The following is a 17,467-nucleotide window of genomic DNA, read 5'->3' as shown; positions in this document are numbered from 1 at the left end:
CCCGGCCGACCCGACCGCCACCGAGGAGCCGTACCCATGGTGACCACCACGACCGTCGACCTCACCGACCCCGGCCTCTGGGCCCGCCCGGACATCCCGGAGCTGGTCGCCGACCTGCGCGCCGAGGCGCCCGTGCACCGCACCGACACCGTCGACGACGGCCCGATCTGGTCGGTGATGACCTACCGGGAGTCGGCCGAGGTGCTGCGCAACGCGGCCGTCTTCAGCTCGGAGTCCGGCTCGCTGCTGGGCGCGGGCGTCGGCAACGTCCCGGTCGGCTCCGGCCGGATGATGGCCCTCACCGATCCGCCCCGGCACCGCGAACTGCGGGCCCCCGCCAACCCGTTCTTCTCCAAGGGCGGGGTGCGCGGCGCCTCCCGCTCGATCGCCGACCGGGCCGCCGAGCTCTTCGACCGGGCCGTGGAGCAGGGCGAGGCGGACCTCGTCGACGTGGTCTCCGCGCTGCCGCTGGCCGTCATGTGCGACCTGCTGGACGTCCCGGAGAAGGACCGCGACATGGTGGTCCGGGTCTGCGACGTGGCCTTCCTCGGCGCCACCCCGGAGGAACGCCGCGCCGGGCACCAGCAGTTGATCCCCTACCTGCTGCACCAGGTGATGCTGCGGCGCACCGACCCGCGCGACGACCTGATCTCGATGATGGCCACCTACAAGGTGAACGGCCGCCTGATGCCGGTCGAGGACGTCGTGCTCAACCTGGACAACATCGTGGTCGGCGGCGTCCAGACGGTCCGCCACACCGCCGCGATGGGGCTGCACACCCTGGTCAACCGCCCCGATCTGTGGCGGCGGTTGCAGCGCGGCGAGGTGTCCATGGACTCCGCCGTCGACGAACTGCTGCGCTGGACCTCGGTCGGGCTGCACACCCTGCGCACCGCGACCCGGGACACCGAACTGGCCGGGCGCCGGATCCGCCGCGGCGACCGGGTCGCGGTCTGGGTGTGGTCGGCCAACCGCGACCCGGAGGCCTTCGAGGCACCCGAGGAGATCCGCCTGGACCGCTCGCCCAACAAGCACCTGGCGCTCGGCCTGGGCGCCCACTACTGCATCGGCGCGCCGCTGGCGAAGACCGAGCTGAGCGCGCTGTTCACGGCGGCGCTGGAGAAGGCGGCGTCGATCGAGCCGGCCGGTCCGGCGGAGTTCAACCGCTCGATCATCAACTTCGGCCTGGACCGCTTCCCGGTCCGCCTGACGCCCCGCTGAGCGCGTCCCGCGCCACCCCGCGCGGCACCCGTCCGCCCAGCCCGTCCGTCCGACCGAGCCACCCACCCGACCCGCCACCCGACCCACCACCCGACCCACCCCCGATCCGCCCCCGCGCGAGGCCCGCGCAGGAGGACGGCAGTCCCGGAACTGCCGCTCTCCTGCCGGGCCTCGTGCCGCTTCCGCGCCCGCCGCGCCCCTACCTTCGAATCACCGCACCACGACCACCACTTCACCGAGGAGACCACCGTGAGCAACCCGTTCGAGGACGACAACGCCGGCTACCTCGTCCTGGTCAACGACGAGAACCAGCACTCGCTCTGGCCGGTCTGGATCGACGTGCCGGCCGGCTGGACCAGCGTCCACGGCGAGGCCCCCCGCCAGGAGTGCCTGGAGTGGATCGAGGCCAACTGGACCGACATCCGCCCGGCCTCGCTGGTCGCCGGCCTCGAAACCCGGTGAGCGCCGCCATGGTCACCTGGGAGCTGAACCCCGGCCGCCCGGCCCTCGCCCACGTGCCGGCCGTCGCCGACCTCGCCGAGGGCTGCGCCTGGCTGCGGGCCCACGAGGCCGAGCTGACCGCCGCGCTGCACGAGCACGGCACGATCTTCCTGCGCGGCCTGCCGGTCGCCGCCACCGAGGACGTCGCCGCGGTGCGCGACGTGCTGATCCCCGAGCCCACCCCGTACCGGGAGAAGGCCACCCCGCGCAGCGACTTCGGCAACGGCGTCTTCTCGTCCACCGACCTGCCGCCCGCGCAGCCGATCCGGATGCACAACGAGAACAGCTACACGCTGACCTTCCCCGGCCGGCTGCTGTTCGCCTGCCTGATCGCCCCCGAGCAGGGCGGCGCCACCCCGACCGCCGACGTCCGCAAGGTCCTCGCCGCGCTGCCGCCGCACCTGGCGGCGCGCGGCCGGACCTCCGGCTGGACGCTGCAGCGCAGCTACTCGGACTACGTCTCGCTCGGCTGGCGGACCGCCTTCGCCACCGAGGACCACGCCGAGGTCGAGCGCTACTGCCGGGAGAACGGCATCTCCTGGGAGTGGACCGAGGACGGCAACCTGCGCACCAGCCAGCTGCGCCCGGCCACCATCCACCACCCGCACACCGGCGAAGAGGTCTGGTTCAACCACCTGGCCTTCTGGAACGAGTGGTCGCTGGACCCGGAGATCCGGGAGGCCATGGTCGAGGAGTTCGGCCCGGACGGCCTGCCGTTCAACACCGGCTTCGGCGACGGCGAGCCGCTCACCCGCGAGGACGTGGACGCGCTGAACGCCGCCTACGAGGCGGCCACCGTCCGGGAGGCCTGGCAGGTCGGCGACGTGATGCTGGTCGACAACGTGCTGTGCTCGCACGGCCGTGACCCGTACCGCGGCGACCGCAGGATCGCCGTCGCGATGGGCCGCCCGGTCGACGTCCTCGACTGCCGCCCCTCGGTCCTGCCGACCACCGCCGTCGCCGCGTGACGGCGCCCCCCACCCGCCCGTGACGTGAGCAGAGGAAGCACCGTGATCCCGGTTTCGTACGCACAACAGCGTCTGTGGCTGATCGACCAGATCGAAGGGCCGACCGCGCTCTACAACCTGCCGTTCGCGGTCCGCCTGCGCGGCCCGCTCGACACCGCCGCGCTGCGCGCCGCGACGGCGGACGTGGTCGCCCGGCACGAGGCCCTGCGCACGGTGTTCCCGGTGGACGGGGAGGGCGTGCCGGTGCAGCACATCCTGCCGCCGGCGGAGGCGGCCGTCGCCTTCGCCACGGTGGAGTGCGCACCGGCCGACTACCCGGCCCTGCGGGACGCGGAAGCCGCTCACACCTTCGACCTGAGCGCCGAACTCCCGCTCCGGGTCACGGTCTTCTCGCTCACTCCGGCCGCCCCCCGCGGCGCCCACGACCCCGCCGGCACCCCCGAGCACGTGCTGCTCGTGGTGCTGCACCACATCGCCGGCGACGGCTGGTCGCTCGGCCCGCTGCTGCGCGACCTCGCCGAGGCCTACACCGCCCGGCTCGCGGGCGGCGAGCCGCAGTGGGAGCCGTTGCCGGTCCAGTACGCCGACTACGCCCTGTGGCAGCGCGAGCTGCTCGGCGAGGAGTCCGACCCGCACAGCCTGATGAGCCGTCAACTCGACTACTGGAGAGGAGTTCTCGCCGGTCTTCCGGAGGAGCTGGAGCTGCCCGCGGACCGGCCCCGGCCGCCCGTGCCGACCGGCGCCGCCGACGCCGTCCCGTTCGCCCTCGCCCCCGAGCTGCACGCCGCGCTGGCCGAGCTGGCCCGCACCCACCGCTCGACCCTGTTCGCCGTCCTCCAGGCCGGCCTGGCCGCGCTGTTCACCCGGCTCGGCGCCGGCACCGACATCCCGCTCGGCACCGGTGTGGCCGGCCGCTCCGACGAGGCGCTGAGCGACCTGGTCGGCTTCTTCGTCAACACCCTGGTGCTGCGCACCGATACGTCCGGCGACCCGTCCTTCGCCGAACTCCTGCGCCGCGTCCGGGAGTCGCAGCTGGACGCCTTCGCGCACCAGGACGTGCCGTTCGAGCGGCTGGTCGAGGAGGTCAACCCGGCCCGCGCGCTCGGCCGTCACCCGCTGTTCCAGACCCTGCTGGTGCTCCAGAACCACGAGGAGGGCGAACTCGGCCTGCCCGGGCTGGAGTCGGCGCCCGAGCCGCTCGGCCTGCGGGTCGCCAAGTTCGACCTCAACATCGGCGTCACCGAGCGGCACGGCCCGGACGGCGCCCCGGCCGGCCTGGAGGGCTCCGCCGAGTTCGCGGCCGACCTCTGGGACCGCGCCACCGTCACCACCCTGTTCGAGCGCTACGCCCGGCTGCTCGCCGCCGCGGTGGCCGACCCCGGGGTGCCGATCGGCACCCTGGACATCCTCGCCCCCGAGGAGCGCACCCGCCTCGCCCGGGAGTGGACCGCCACCGCCGCGCCGGTGCGCCCCGGCGCGCTGCCCGCCCAGGTCGAGGAGCAGGCCGCCCGCACCCCGGACGCCGTCGCCCTCGCCCACGACGGCGGCACCGTCACCTACGCCGAGCTCAACACCCGCGCCAACCGGCTCGCCCACCACCTGACCGCCGCCGGCGTCGGCCCCGAGTCCCCGGTCGCGCTGCTGATGGAGCGCTCGGTGGACCTGGTGGTCGCCACCCTCGCCGTGCTCAAGGCCGGCGGCTGCTACGTGCCGATGCACGCGAGCCTGCCGCCCGAGCGGATGGCCGCGCTGCTCGCCGACACCGGCGCGCCGGTGCTGCTCACCGACCGCGCCGAGCCCGGCTTCGCGCACACCGCCACCGTGGTGCGCCCCGGCGACGAGGCGGGCCGGCCGGACCACGACCCCGCCCTGCCCGTCCACCCGGACCGGCTGGCCTACGTGATGTTCACCTCCGGCTCCACCGGCACCCCCAAGGGCGTCGCCGTCCGCCACCGCGACGTGGTCGACCTCGCCGACGACCGCCGCTGGCGCGACGGCCGGCACGAGCGGATCCTGCTGCACTCCCCGCACGCCTTCGACGCCGCCACCTACGAGCTGTGGACGCCACTGCTGCACGGCGGCACGGTGGTCGTCGCCCCGCCCGGCACCCTGGACGCCGCCGCCCTGCACGCCCTCGCCACCCGGCACGCCGTCAGCGCGGTCTTCCTCACCAAGGCCCTGTTCGACCTGGTCGCCGAGCAGGCCCCGGAGACCTTCCGCGCCCTGCGCGTGGTCTGCACCGGCGGCGAGGCCGCCTCCGGCACCCTGATGCGCCGCGTCCTCGACCACTGCCCGGACCTGCTGCTCGCCCACGTCTACGGGCCCACCGAGGCCACCACCTTCGCCACCTTCCACCACCTGGTGCCCGCCGACCTGGACGGCGCCCGGGCGCCGATCGGCCTGCCGCTGGACAACATGCGCGCCCACGTCCTGGACGCCCGCCTCCAGCCCGTGCCGCCCGGCGTGCCCGGCGAGCTGTACGTCTCCGGGGCGGGCCTGGCCCGCGGCTACTGGCGCCGGGCCGCCCTCACCGCCGAGCGCTTCGTCGCCGACCCGTACGACGAGGGCGGCCGGATGTACCGCACCGGCGACCTGGTGCGCCGCCGGGCCGACGGCGCGATCGAGTTCCTCGGCCGGATCGACGGCCAGGTCAAGCTGCGCGGCTTCCGGATCGAGCTGGGCGAGATCGAGGCCGTGCTCTCCCGCCACCCCGCCGTCCGCCAGGTCATCGTGGTCGCCCGCGAGGACCGCCCCGGCGACACCCGGCTGGTCGGCTACTGCGCGGTGCCCGCCGCCGCCCTCGACGCGCACCCGGACCTCGCCACCGGGCTCAGGCGGTTCGCCGCCGACACCCTGCCCGGCTACATGGTCCCCTCCGCCGTCGTGGTGCTGCCCGCCCTGCCGCTGAACGCCAACGGCAAGGTCGACCGGCGCGCCCTGCCCGCCCCCGACCTCGGCGCCGACACCGCCGGCCGCGCCCCGCGCGACGAGCGCGAGCAGGCCCTGTGCGCGCTGTTCGGCGAGCTCCTCGGCATCGACGACATCACCATCGACGACGACTTCTTCGCCCTCGGCGGCCACTCCCTGCTCGCCACCCGCCTGGTCGGCCGGGTCCGCGCCGACCTCGGCGCCGAACTCGCCATCGCCGACCTCTTCCAGGCCCCGACCGTCGCCGCCCTGGCCGCCCGGATCGCCGGCGCCTCCGCCCGCCCCGCGCTGCGCCCCGAGCCGCGCCCCGAGCACCTGCCGGTCTCCTTCGCCCAGCGCCGCCTCTGGTTCCTCGGCAAGGCCGAGGGCCCCGCCGCCACCTACAACGTCACCTTCGCCCTGCGGCTGACCGGCCCGCTCGACACCGCCGCCCTGGAAGCCGCCCTCGGCGACGTCGCCGCCCGCCACGAGAGCCTGCGCACCGTCTTCACCGAGCACGACGGCGTGCCCCACCAGCGGGTGCTGGCCGCGCCGCCCGCACCGCTGCTCACCGTCACCGACCGCCCCGCGCAGGACCTCGTCCAGCACACCTTCGACCTGGCGACGGACGTCCCGCTGCACGCCTACCTGACCCCCGAGGGCCCCGAGGAGCACGTCCTCACCCTGGTGATGCACCACATCGCCAGCGACGGCTGGTCACTGCGCCCGCTGTTCCGCGACCTCGCCGAGGCCTACACCGCCCGCCGCACCGGCGCAGCCCCGGCCTGGCGGCCGCTGCCCGTCCAGTACGCCGACTACACCCTCTGGCAGCACCGGCTGCTCGGCGCGGACGACGACCCGGCGTCGCTGCTCGGCGGTCAGCTCGCCCACTGGCGCGAGGCGCTGGCCGGCCTGCCCGACGAGCTGCCGCTGCCGCTGGACCGCCCGCGCCCGCCGGTGGCCGGCCACCGCGGCGACGTCGTCGAGCTGGAACTCGACGCCGCCCTGCACGCCCGGCTCGCCGCCCTGGCCGCCGAGCACGGCGTCACCCTGTTCATGGTGCTCCAGGCCGCCTACGCCGCCCTGCTGCACCGCTTCGGCGCCGGCGACGACCTGCCGATCGGCACCCCGCTGGCCGGCCGCCTGGACACCGCCCTCGACGACCTGGTCGGCTTCTTCGCCAACACCCTGGTGCTGCGCACCGATCTCAGCGGCGCGCCCACCTTCGCCGAACTGCTGGCCCGGGTCCGGGAGGCCGACCTGGCCGCCTACGCCCACCAGGACGTGCCGTTCGAGCGCCTGGTCGAGGAGCTGAACCCGGCCCGCACCCTGGCCCGGCACCCGCTGTTCCAGGTGATGATCGCCTTCGACAACACCGCCGGCGACGGTCCTTCCTTCCCCGGCACCCGCGCCGCCTACGAGCCGCTGGGCCTGCCCACCACCGCCTTCGACCTCACCCTCACCCTCTCCGAGCGCCACCACCCCGACGGCGCCCCGGCCGGCCTGTCCGGCGGCCTGGAGTTCGCCGTCGACCTGTTCGACCGTGCCACCGCCGAGCGGCTCGCCGCCGCGCTGGTCCACCTGCTCGCCCAGGCCGCCGCGCAGCCGCACCGCCCGGTCGCCGAACTGGACGTGCTCGGCGCGGCGGGCCACGCGCAGCTCGCCCGCTGGCACGACACCGCCCGCCCCGGCGCCGAGGTGCTCCTCCCGGCCGTCTTCGCCGCCCAGGCCGCCGCCACCCCGGACGCGACCGCCCTGGTCTCCGGCGGGCTGCGGCTGAGCTACGCCGAGCTGAACGCCCGCGCCAACCGCCTCGCCCACGGCCTGACCGCCGCCGGCATCGGCCCCGAATCGCTGGTCGCGCTCGCCGTGCCCCGCTCGGCCGAGTCGATCGTCGCCCTGCTCGGCGTGCTCAAGGCCGGCGCCGCCTACCTGCCGCTGGACTCCGACTACCCGCGCGACCGGCTCGCCCACATGCTGGCCGACGCCCGCCCGGCCGCCGCGCTGAGCACCGACGGCTGGCCGCTGCCCGAGGTGCTGGAGGGCCTGACCGTGCTGCCCGCCGACGCCGCGGCCTGGGCCGACCGGCCGGCCGGTGAGCCGCCCGTGCGGATCGACCCCGAAAGCGCCGCCTACGTCATCTACACCTCCGGCTCCACCGGCCGCCCCAAGGGCGTCGTGGTCCGGCACGGCGGCCTCGCCAACCTGCACGCCTTCCACCGCGACGAAACCCTGAGGCTCGCCCGGCAGGCCCACCCCGGGCGGCGGTTCACCTTCGCCGCGACCGCCTCGATGTCCTTCGACACCTTCCTCGAAGGGATGCTCTGGCTGGCCACGGGCCAGGAACTGCACCTGATCGGCGACGACCTGCGCCGCGACGCCGGCGCCATCGTCCGGTACCTCGCCCGCACCGGCGCCGACGTCCTCGACGTCACCCCCGGCCAGGCCGAACGGCTGGTCGAGGAGGGCCTGCTCACCACCTGCCCGCCCGCCGTGCTGATGATCGGCGGCGAGGCCTGCGGCCAGCAGCTGTGGACCACCCTGTCCGCCGCCCCCGACACCCTCGTGCTCAACATCTACGGGCCCACCGAGTGCACCGTCGACGCCCTGCACCACCGCCTCGACGCCACCGTGACCCGCCCGGTGATCGGCCGCCCGCTGTCCAACCTGCGCGCCCACCTGCTCGACGCGCGGCTGCGCCCGGTGCCCGTCGGCGTGCCCGGCGAGCTCTACCTGAGCGGTGCCGGTCTGGCCCGCGGCTACCTCGGCCGCCCGGCGCTGACCGCCGAGCGCTTCGTCGCCGACCCGTACGAGGAGGGCGCCCGGATGTACCGCACCGGCGACCTCGCCCGGCGCCGCGCCGACGGCTCGGTGGAGTTCCTCGGCCGCACCGACCATCAGGTCAAGGTGCGCGGCTTCCGGATCGAACCCGGCGAGATCGAGACCGTCCTGGCCGGCCACCCGCAGGTGCGGCAGGCCGCCGTGCTGCCGCACCGGGACGGCACGGCCGGCACCCGGCTGGTCGCCTACCTGGCCACCGGCGCCGACCCGGCGGAGCTGCGCGCCCACGCCGCCGCCGCGCTGCCCGACTACATGGTCCCGGCGGCCTTCGTCACCCTGGAGGCGCTGCCGCTCAACGTCAACGGCAAGCTCGACCGGGCCGCCCTGCCCGCCCCCGACTTCGCCGCGAGCGCGGGCGGCCGGGCCGCCCGCACGGCCCGCGAGGAGATCCTCTGCGGCCTGTTCGCCGAGGTCCTCGGCCTGGACGGCGCCGTCTCGATCGACGACGACTTCTTCGCCCTCGGCGGCCACTCGCTGCTCGCCACCAAGCTGCTCAGCCGGGTCCGCTCGGTGCTCGGCGCCGAACTCGGCATCCGGGACGTCTTCGAGGCCCCGACCGTCGCCGGCCTGGCCGAGCGCCTGGACGGCGCCGAGGTCCGGCCCGCGCTCAGCGCCGCGGCGCGCCCCGAGCGGCTGCCGCTCTCCTTCGCCCAGCAGCGGCTCTGGCTGATCGACCGGATGGAGGGCCCCAGCGCCCTCTACAACATGCCGCTCGCGCTGCGGCTGACCGGCGAACTCGACCGCGCCGCGCTCACCGCCGCGCTCGGCGACCTGGTCACCCGGCACGAGAGCCTGCGCACCGTCATCGCCGAACACGACGGCGAGCCCTACCAGCGGATCCTCCCCGTGGCCGGCCCCGAAGCCGCCGTCCCGGTCGAACTCCTCGACTGCGCACCGGAATCCGTCGACGCCGAGGTGGACCGCGCCGCCCGCCGCCCCTTCGACCTGGCCGCCGAACCGCCCGTGCGGGTCACCCTGCTGCGCCTCGCCGAGGACGAGCACGTGCTGGTCGTCGCCCTGCACCACATCGCCGGCGACGGCTGGTCGATGGGCCCGCTGCTGCGCGACCTCGCCGAGGCCTACACGCTGCGCCTCGGCGGCGAGCCCCCGGTCTTCGAGCCGCTCGCCGTCCAGTACGCCGACTACGCGCTCTGGCAGCGCGGGCTGCTCGGCGACGAGGCCGACCCGCAGAGCCTGCTCGCCCGTCAACTCGCCTACTGGCGCGACACCCTGGCCGATCTGCCGGAGGAGATCGCGCTGCCCCGGGACCGCCCGCGCGGCGCCCGCGCCGACCACCGCGGCGGGCGCGTCGCCCTGCCGATCGACGCCGAGCTGCACCGCGCTCTCGTCGCGCTCTCCCGCGAGCACCGGGTCACCCTCTTCATGACCCTGCAGGCCGCGCTCGCCGCGCTGCTCACCCGGCTGGGCGCGGGCACCGACGTGCCGATCGGCTCGGTGGTCGCGGGCCGCTCGGACGAGGCGCTGGACGACCTGGTCGGCTTCTTCGTCAACACCCTGGTCCTGCGCACCGACACCTCCGGTGACCCCAGCTTCGCCGAACTCCTGGGCCGCGCCCGGGAGACCGGCCTCGGTGCCTACGCCCACCAGGACGTGCCGTTCGAGCGGCTGGTCGAGGAGCTCAACCCGGTCCGCTCGCTGGCCCGCCACCCGCTCTTCCAGGTCGCGCTGGTCCTCCAGTCCGCCGGCGAGGGCGCGCTGGAGCTGCCCGGCCTGACCGCCGAGGCGCTGCCCTCGGACACCGGTGTCGCCAAGTTCGACCTGAACGTCACCCTGGAGGAGTTCTTCGGCCCCGACGGCACGCCCGCCGGCCTGGACTGCGCGCTCGACTACGCCACCGACCTGTTCGACCGGGAGACCGCGGCGACGATCGCCGCCCGCTTCGGCCGCCTGCTCGCGGCCGTGGTGGCCGACCCCGACCGCCCGATCGGCCGGGCCGACCTGCTGGCCGAGCACGAGCGGGCCGAACTCCTCGCCCCCGAGGCCCCGTTGCCCGCCGAGCTGCCGCTGCTGCCGGCCGCCTTCGCCGCCCAGGCGGCCCGCACCCCGGAGGCGACCGCCCTGGTCTTCGGCGCCACCCGGCTGAGCTACGCCGACCTCGACGCCCGCGCCAACCGCCTGGCCCACGGCCTGACGGCGGCCGGGATCGGCCCGGAGTCGGTGGTCGCGCTCGCCCTGCCGCGCTCGGCGCAGACCGTGGTCGCCCAACTGGCCGTGCTCAAGGCCGGGGCCGCCTTCCTGCCGCTGGACGCCGAGTACCCGCGCGAGCGCACCGCCCACATGCTCGCCGACGCCCGCCCGGCGGCCGTCCTCACCACCGACGGCTGGCCGCTGCCCGAGGTGCTGGACGGCCTGACCGTGCTGCCCGCCGATGCCGCGGCCTGGGCCGACCGGCCGGCCGGTGAGCCGCCCGTGCGGATCGACCCCGAAAGCGCCGCCTACGTCATCTACACCTCCGGCTCCACCGGCCGCCCCAAGGGCGTGCTGGTCAGCCACGGTTCGATCGCCGCGCTGCTGGCCCACCACCGGGCGCAGACCTTCGGCGAGCCCGAGCGGGCCCACGGCCGGCTGCGCGTCGCCCTGACCGCCTCGCTCTGCTTCGACGCCTCCTGGGACAGCCTGCTCTGGCTGATCGCCGGCCACGAGCTGCACCTGATCGGCGACGGGCTGCGCCGCGACGCCGCCGCCCTCGTCCGGTACGTCCGCGGCGAGTCCGTCGGCGTCGTCAACGTCACCCCCAGCTACGCCGAACAGCTGCTCGCCGAGGGCCTGCTGGACGGCGAGGCGGCCCCGAAGGTGCTGCTCCTCGGGGGCGAGGCCGTCGGCCAGGCGCTGTGGACCAGGCTGCGCGAGGCCCCGCACACCGAGGCCCGCAACCTCTACGGCCCGACCGAGGCCACCGTCGACACCCTCACCCACCCCTTCGCGGCCACCGACCGCCCGTCCCTGGGTCGGGCCGTGCTCGGCACCCGGGCCTACGTCCTGGACGAGCACCTGGCCCCCGTCCCGCCCGGTGTCCCCGGCGAGCTCTACCTGTCGGGCCGCAGCCTGGCCCGCGGCTACCTCGGCCGCCCGGCGCTGACCGCCGAGCGCTTCGTCGCCGACCCGTTCACGCCCGGCGCCCGGATGTACCGCACCGGTGACCTCGTCCGGCGCACCCGCGACGGCGGTCTCGACTACCTCGGCCGCACCGACCACCAGGTCAAGATCCGCGGCTTCCGGATCGAACTCGGCGAGATCGAGCACGCGCTCACCCGCCACGAGAGCGTCCGCCAGGCCGTGGTCACCCTGCACGAGAGCGCCGACGGGGACCGCCGACTGGTCGCCCACTGCGCCACCACCGCCCCGCCGAGCTCCGAACTCGCCCAGGAGCTGCGCCGGTTCGCCGCCGAGTCGCTGCCCGGCCACATGGTCCCGGCCGCCGTCGTCCCGCTCGACGCCCTCCCGCTGACCGGCAGCGGCAAGGTCGACCGGCGGGCTCTGCCCGCCCCCGACTTCGGCCTCCTCAGCGGTGGCCGAGCGGCCCGCACCGCCCGCGAGGAACTGCTCTGCGGACTGTTCGGCGACGTCCTCGGCCTCGACCGGGTCTCCATCGACGACGACTTCTTCGCGCTCGGCGGCCACTCGCTGCTCGCGATGAAGCTGGCCGGCCGGGTCCGCTCGGTGCTCGGCTCCGAACTCGGCATCCGGGACGTCTTCGAGGCCCCGACCGTCGCCGGCCTGGCCGAGCGCCTGGACGGCGGCGCCGCGACCAGGCCCGCCCTCACCGCGGGCCCGCGCCCCGAGCGGCTGCCGCTCTCCTTCGCCCAGCGCCGGCTCTGGCTGATCGACCGGATGGAGGGCCCCAGCGCCCTCTACAACCTGCCGCTCGCCCTGCGCGTCGGCGGCCCGCTGGACCCCGCCGTGCTCGCCGCGGCCCTCGGCGACCTGGTCGCCCGGCACGAGAGCCTGCGCACGGTGATCGCCGAGCAGGACGGCGAGCCGTACCAGCGGATCCTCCCGGCCGCCGGGGCCCGCGTCCCGCTGGACCACCGCACCACGGCGCCGGCCGACCCGGCGGACGCGGTCGCCGCCTTCGCGGAGGTCCCCTTCGACCTCGCCGCCGAGCTGCCGATCCGCGCCCACCTCCTCCCGGCGGGCGACGGCACCGACGACCACCTGCTGGTCCTGGTGCTGCACCACATCGCCGGGGACGGCTGGTCGATGGACCCGCTGCTGCGCGACCTCGCCGCCGCCTACGCCGCCCGCCGTGACGGCACCGCGCCCGCCTGGCGCCCGCTGCCCGTCCAGTACGCCGACTACGCGCTCTGGCAGCGCGGGCTGCTCGGCGACGAGGCGGACCCGCAGAGCCCGGCCGCGCGCCAACTCGCTTTCTGGCGCGACACCCTGGCCGGACTGCCGGAGGAGATCGCGCTGCCCGCCGACCGCCCCCGGCGCGCCGACAGCGGCCACCGCGGCGACCGCGTCGTCCTGCCGCTCGGCGCCGAACTGCACCGCGGCCTCGTCCGGTTGGCGCGCGAGCACCGGGTGACGATGTTCATGACCCTGCAGGCCGGCCTCGCCGCGCTGCTCACCCGGCTGGGCGCGGGCACCGACGTGCCGATCGGCTCGGTGGTCGCGGGCCGCTCGGACGAGGCGCTGGACGACCTGGTCGGCTTCTTCGTCAACACCCTGGTGCTGCGCACCGACACCTCCGGTGACCCCAGCTTCGCCGATCTGCTCGGCCGCGTCCGGGAGAGCCAGCTCGACGCCCACGCCCACCAGGACGTGCCGTTCGAGCGGCTGGTCGAGGAGCTCAACCCGGTCCGCTCGCTGGCCCGCCACCCGCTCTTCCAGGTGATGCTGCTGCTCCAGGGCGGCACCCCGGGCGCCGCCGGGGTCGGGGACGCCCCGCCGGACCTCGCCGGGCTCCCGGCGGTGGTCGAGCCGGTCGGCGGGTACGCCGCCAAGTTCGACCTCTCGATCGGCATGGGCGAGTCCTTCGACGCCGACGGCGCGCCCGCCGGGCTGGAGTGCGCGATCGACTACGCCACCGACCTGTTCGACCGGGAGACCGTCGAGGCGATCGCCGCCCGCTTCGGCCGCCTGCTGGCCGCCGTCGCGGCGGACCCCGGCCGGCCGATCGGCCGGGCCGACCTGCTGGCGGACGGCGAGCGGGCCGAACTCCTCGCCGCAGCCGCGCCGTTGCCCGCCGAGCTGCCGCTGCTGCCGGCCGCCTTCGCCGCCCAGGCGGCCCGCACCCCGGACGCGACCGCGCTGGTCTTCGGCACCACCCGGCTCGACTACGCCGAACTGGACGCCCGCGCCGAGCGGCTCGCCGCCCGGCTGCGCGCGGCCGGCGCCGGGCCGGACCGGGTGGTCGCCCTGGCCCTGCCGCGCTCGGCCGAGACGGTGGTCGCCCTGCTCGCCGTCCTCAAGTCCGGCGCGGCCTCGCTCCCGCTGGACGCCGAGTACCCGGCCGAGCGGACGGCGGCGACGCTCGCCGACGCCGCGCCCGCCCTGGTCGTCACCGACGACGGCTGGCCGCTGCCGGAGCTGCTCACCGGGCTGCCGACCCTGCCGGTGCACTCCGACGAACCGGCCGTCCCGGCTCCGGCACCCGCCGCCGCCCCCGACCCGGCCCACGCCGCCTACGTGATCCACACCTCCGGCTCCACCGGCCGCCCCAAGGGCGTGGTGGTGACCCACGGTTCGATCGCCGCGCTGCTGGCCCACCACCGGGCGCAGACCTTCGGCGAGGCCGAACGCGCCCACGGCCGGCTGCGCGTCGCCCTGACCGCCTCGCTCTGCTTCGACGCCTCCTGGGACAGCCTGCTCTGGCTGATCGCCGGCCACGAGCTGCACCTGATCGGCGACGAGCTGCGCCGCGACGCCGCCGCCCTCGTCCGGCACGTCCGCGCCACCGGCATCAGCGGCGTCAACGTCACCCCGAGCTACGCCGAACAACTGGTCGCCGAGGGCCTGCTGGACGGCGAGGCCGCCCCGAAGGTGCTGCTGCTCGGCGGCGAGGCCGTCGGCCAGGCGCTGTGGACCAGGCTGCGCGAGGCGGCCCCGCACACCACCGCCCGCAACCTCTACGGCCCCACCGAGTCCACCGTCGACGCCCTCACCCACCCCTTCACCGCCACCGACCGGCCCTCCCTGGGCCGGACCGTGCTCGGCACCCGCGGCTACGTGCTGGACGAGCACCTGGCCCCCGTCCCGCCCGGCGTCCCCGGCGAGCTGTACCTCGCCGGCGCGGGCCTGGCCCGCGGCTACCTCGGCCGCCCGGCGCTGACCGCCGAGCGCTTCGTCGCCGACCCGTTCACCCGGGGCGCGCGGATGTACCGCACCGGTGACCTCGTCCGGCGCACCCGCGACGGCGGCCTGGACTACCTGGGCCGCACCGACCACCAGGTCAAGATCCGCGGCTTCCGGATCGAACTCGGCGAGATCGAGCACGCGCTCACCCGCCACCCGCGCGTCCGGGCCGCCACCGTGACGGCCCGCGAGGACGGCCCCGGCGGCCCCCGCCTGGTCGCCTACGCCGTCCCCGAGGGCGCCGGCGCGCCCGACCCGGCCGAGCTGCGCGCCTTCGTCGCCGAAGCGCTGCCCGGCCACATGGTCCCGGCGGCGGTCGTCCTGCTCGACGCCCTCCCGCTGACCGGCAGCGGCAAGGTCGACCGGCGCGCCCTGCCCGCCCCCGACCTCACCGCCTCGCCCACCGGCCGCGCCCCCCGCACCCCGCGCGAGGAGCGGCTCTGCGCGCTCTTCGCGGACGTGCTCGGTGTCGGCGGCGTCACCATCGACGACGGCTTCTTCGACCTCGGCGGCCACTCGCTGCTCGCCATGAAGCTGCTCGCCCGGATCCGCACCGCCTTCGGCGCCGACCTCGGCATGCGGGCCCTGTTCGAGGCCCCCACCCCGGCCGGCCTCGCCCGCCGCCTGGACACCGCCGGGGGCGAGCGCTCCGACGCCCTGGACGTGCTGCTCCCGCTGCGCGCCGAGGGTGCCGAGGCGCCGCTGTTCTGCGTCCACCCCGCCGCCGGCATCAGCTGGGTCTACTCCGGCCTGCTGCGCCACCTCGACCCGGAGCGCCCGGTGTTCGGCCTCCAGGCCCGCGGCCTGCGCGGCGGCTCACCGGCCGCCGTCAGCGAGATCGCCGCCGACTACGTCCGGGAGATCCGGGCCGTGCGCCCGCAGGGCCCGTACCATCTGCTCGGCTGGTCCTTCGGCGCCGTGGTCGCCCAGGAGATGGCCGTCCAGCTCCAGGCGGCGGGCCAGGAGGTCGCCCTGCTCGCCCTGCTCGACGGCCTCCCGGCCGGGGCGGTCACCGAGGAGCGCCCGGCCTCCGACGACCCGGTGGAGACCCTCGCCGAACTCCTCGCCTCGCTCGGCTACGACCCGGCCGACGGGCGCGGACAGGCCGACCTGGCCGCCCTGCTCGGCGAGGCCGCGGGCCTCCTGCCGGACGTCTTCGAGCACCACCGCAAGCTGATGGCCGAGCACGTGCCCGGCCACTACCGGGGCGCGGCCGTCTTCGTCGGCGCCACCGCCGACAAGCCCGCCGACTGGCCCTACGAGGCCGCCTGGGCCCCGTACCTCGGCGGTCCCGTCACCGCCCACCGGATCGACTGCGCGCACGGCGCCCTGACCCAACCCGAGCCCCTCGCACGGATCGCCGCCGTGCTGGCCGACACGCTGGAGAGTGACCCGCGATGACCACGACTACCGTCCCGGTCGAGCCGCCCGCGGTGGACGACGGACCCCGTCGCAGCCGCTGGGGCCTCTGGGCCCAGGCGAACTTCCGCAAGCTCTGGGTCGGCGAGACGACCAGCGGGCTGGGCACCGCCGTCGGCAACGTCGCCCTCGCCCTGGTGGCGGTGGTGACCCTGGACGCCTCGCCGTTCATGGTCGGCGTGCTGACCGCCTCCGCCTGGGTGCCGTGGCTCTTCCTCGGCCTGCTGGCCGGCGCCTGGGTGGACCGCTGGCCCCGGCTGAAGGTCATGCTGGTCTGCGACCTGCTGTTGCTGGTGCTGTTCGGCAGCGTGCCGGTGGCCGGCTGGTTCGGCGCGCTGACGATGGCCCAGCTGATCCTGGTCGCGCTGCTGGCCGGGGCGGTGAAGGTGTTCTTCTCCACTGCCTACGGGGCCGTCCTGCCGTCGATCGTCGCCAAGGACGACCTGCTGGAGGCCAACGTCAAGCTGCGCTCCGGGGACTCCGCGGCGGAGATCGCCGGGCCCGGCCTGGCCGGCCTGCTGTCCCAGGTGTTCGGCGCCGCCAGCGGACTGCTCGCCGACGCGGTGACCTATCTGGTCTCGGCGCTCTGCCTGGGCACCATCAAGGTGCAGGAGACCCCGCCGCCGGTCTCCGAGCGGCGCGGCATCCTGCGCGAGATCGGCGAGGGCGTGCGCTTCCTGGCCCACGACCCCTACCTGCGGAACCTGGCGGTCTTCGGGACGGTCGGCAACCTCGGCCTCAACGGCATCCAGGCCGTCCAGACGATCTTCCTGGTCCGCAGCGTCGGGGTCTCGCCCGGTGGCATCGGCGCCGTCTTCGCGGTGGTCTCGGTCGGCGGCCTGGCGGGGGCGGCCCTCGCCGGGCGGATCGCCCGCCGGTTCGGCACCGCCCGCGGGCTGCTGCTCTGCGAGCTGGTCGCCGCCCCGTTCATCCTGCTGCTGCCGATGGCCGGCACCCGGCTGCCGCTCGCGGTGAGCGCGGTCGCCTGGTCGGTCGCGGTCTGCGGGGTGATCGCCGGGAACGTCCTGGCCGGCAGCTTCTACCAGTCCTACTGCCCGCCCGCGATGATCGGCCGGATCCGGGCCAGCGCCTCCACCGTCAACTTCAGCGCCATCCCGGTCGGCGCCCTGCTCGGCGGCTGGCTGGGCGAGGTGCTCGGCGCCCGCACCACCATCTGGATCATGGCGAGCGTGCTGCTCTCCGCCGGCGCCGTCCTGCTGGCCGGCCCGCTGCGTACCCGGCGCGACTTCCCCGAGCGCCCCGCCGCCCTCTGAACCCCCGCCTCCCGCTCC

5 protein-coding genes are annotated in these 17,467 nt (G+C 76.0%); all 5 read left to right on the top strand.

Annotation, left to right across the window (positions count from 1 at the left end; translation table 11 throughout):
• Window positions 1-36 precede the first annotated feature (36 nt).
• The 5 genes from ABT238_RS24160 to ABT238_RS24140 all read left to right on the top strand — a co-directional run bounded on the left by ABT238_RS24160 (window position 37) and on the right by ABT238_RS24140 (window position 17,449).
• Window positions 37-1,221: a cytochrome P450 gene (locus ABT238_RS24160; RefSeq protein WP_350564273.1), complete on the top strand. Its 1,185-nt coding sequence runs from the start codon at window positions 37-39 to the stop codon at window positions 1,219-1,221.
• Window positions 1,222-1,470: 249 nt separating this feature from the next.
• The gene (locus ABT238_RS24155; protein ID WP_350564271.1) at window positions 1,471-1,683 is read left to right on the top strand and encodes an MbtH family protein; all 213 of its coding nucleotides are present in this window, start codon (window positions 1,471-1,473) and stop codon (window positions 1,681-1,683) included.
• 8 nt (window positions 1,684-1,691) lie between these two features.
• Window positions 1,692-2,690, top strand: a complete 999-nt coding sequence (locus tag ABT238_RS24150) for a TauD/TfdA family dioxygenase (RefSeq protein ID WP_350564433.1) — start codon at window positions 1,692-1,694, stop codon at window positions 2,688-2,690.
• A gap of 42 nt (window positions 2,691-2,732) precedes the next feature.
• Window positions 2,733-16,157: a non-ribosomal peptide synthetase gene (locus ABT238_RS24145; protein ID WP_350787838.1), complete on the top strand. Its 13,425-nt coding sequence runs from the start codon at window positions 2,733-2,735 to the stop codon at window positions 16,155-16,157.
• A complete protein-coding gene (locus ABT238_RS24140) occupies window positions 16,154-17,449 on the top strand; it encodes an MFS transporter (RefSeq protein ID WP_350787819.1) in 1,296 nt (431 codons plus the stop codon). The genes ABT238_RS24145 and ABT238_RS24140 overlap by 4 nt, the downstream gene beginning before the upstream one ends.
• The last annotated feature ends 18 nt before the right edge of the window (window positions 17,450-17,467 follow it).

Source organism: Kitasatospora sp. NPDC001527, from assembly GCF_040298605.1.
Lineage (GTDB): Bacteria > Actinomycetota > Actinomycetes > Streptomycetales > Streptomycetaceae > Kitasatospora.
This window is presented reverse-complemented; position numbering and strand designations above follow the sequence as displayed.

What these genes read in the sequence shown, in the direction of transcription:
- ABT238_RS24150 (WP_350564433.1), top strand. Translation starts at nt 1,692, where the DNA reads ATGGTCACCTGGGAGCTGAACCCCGGCCGCCCGGCCCTCGCCCACGTG.
- ABT238_RS24160 (WP_350564273.1), top strand. Translation starts at nt 37, where the DNA reads ATGGTGACCACCACGACCGTCGACCTCACCGACCCCGGCCTCTGGGCC.
- ABT238_RS24140 (WP_350787819.1), top strand. Translation starts at nt 16,154, where the DNA reads ATGACCACGACTACCGTCCCGGTCGAGCCGCCCGCGGTGGACGACGGA.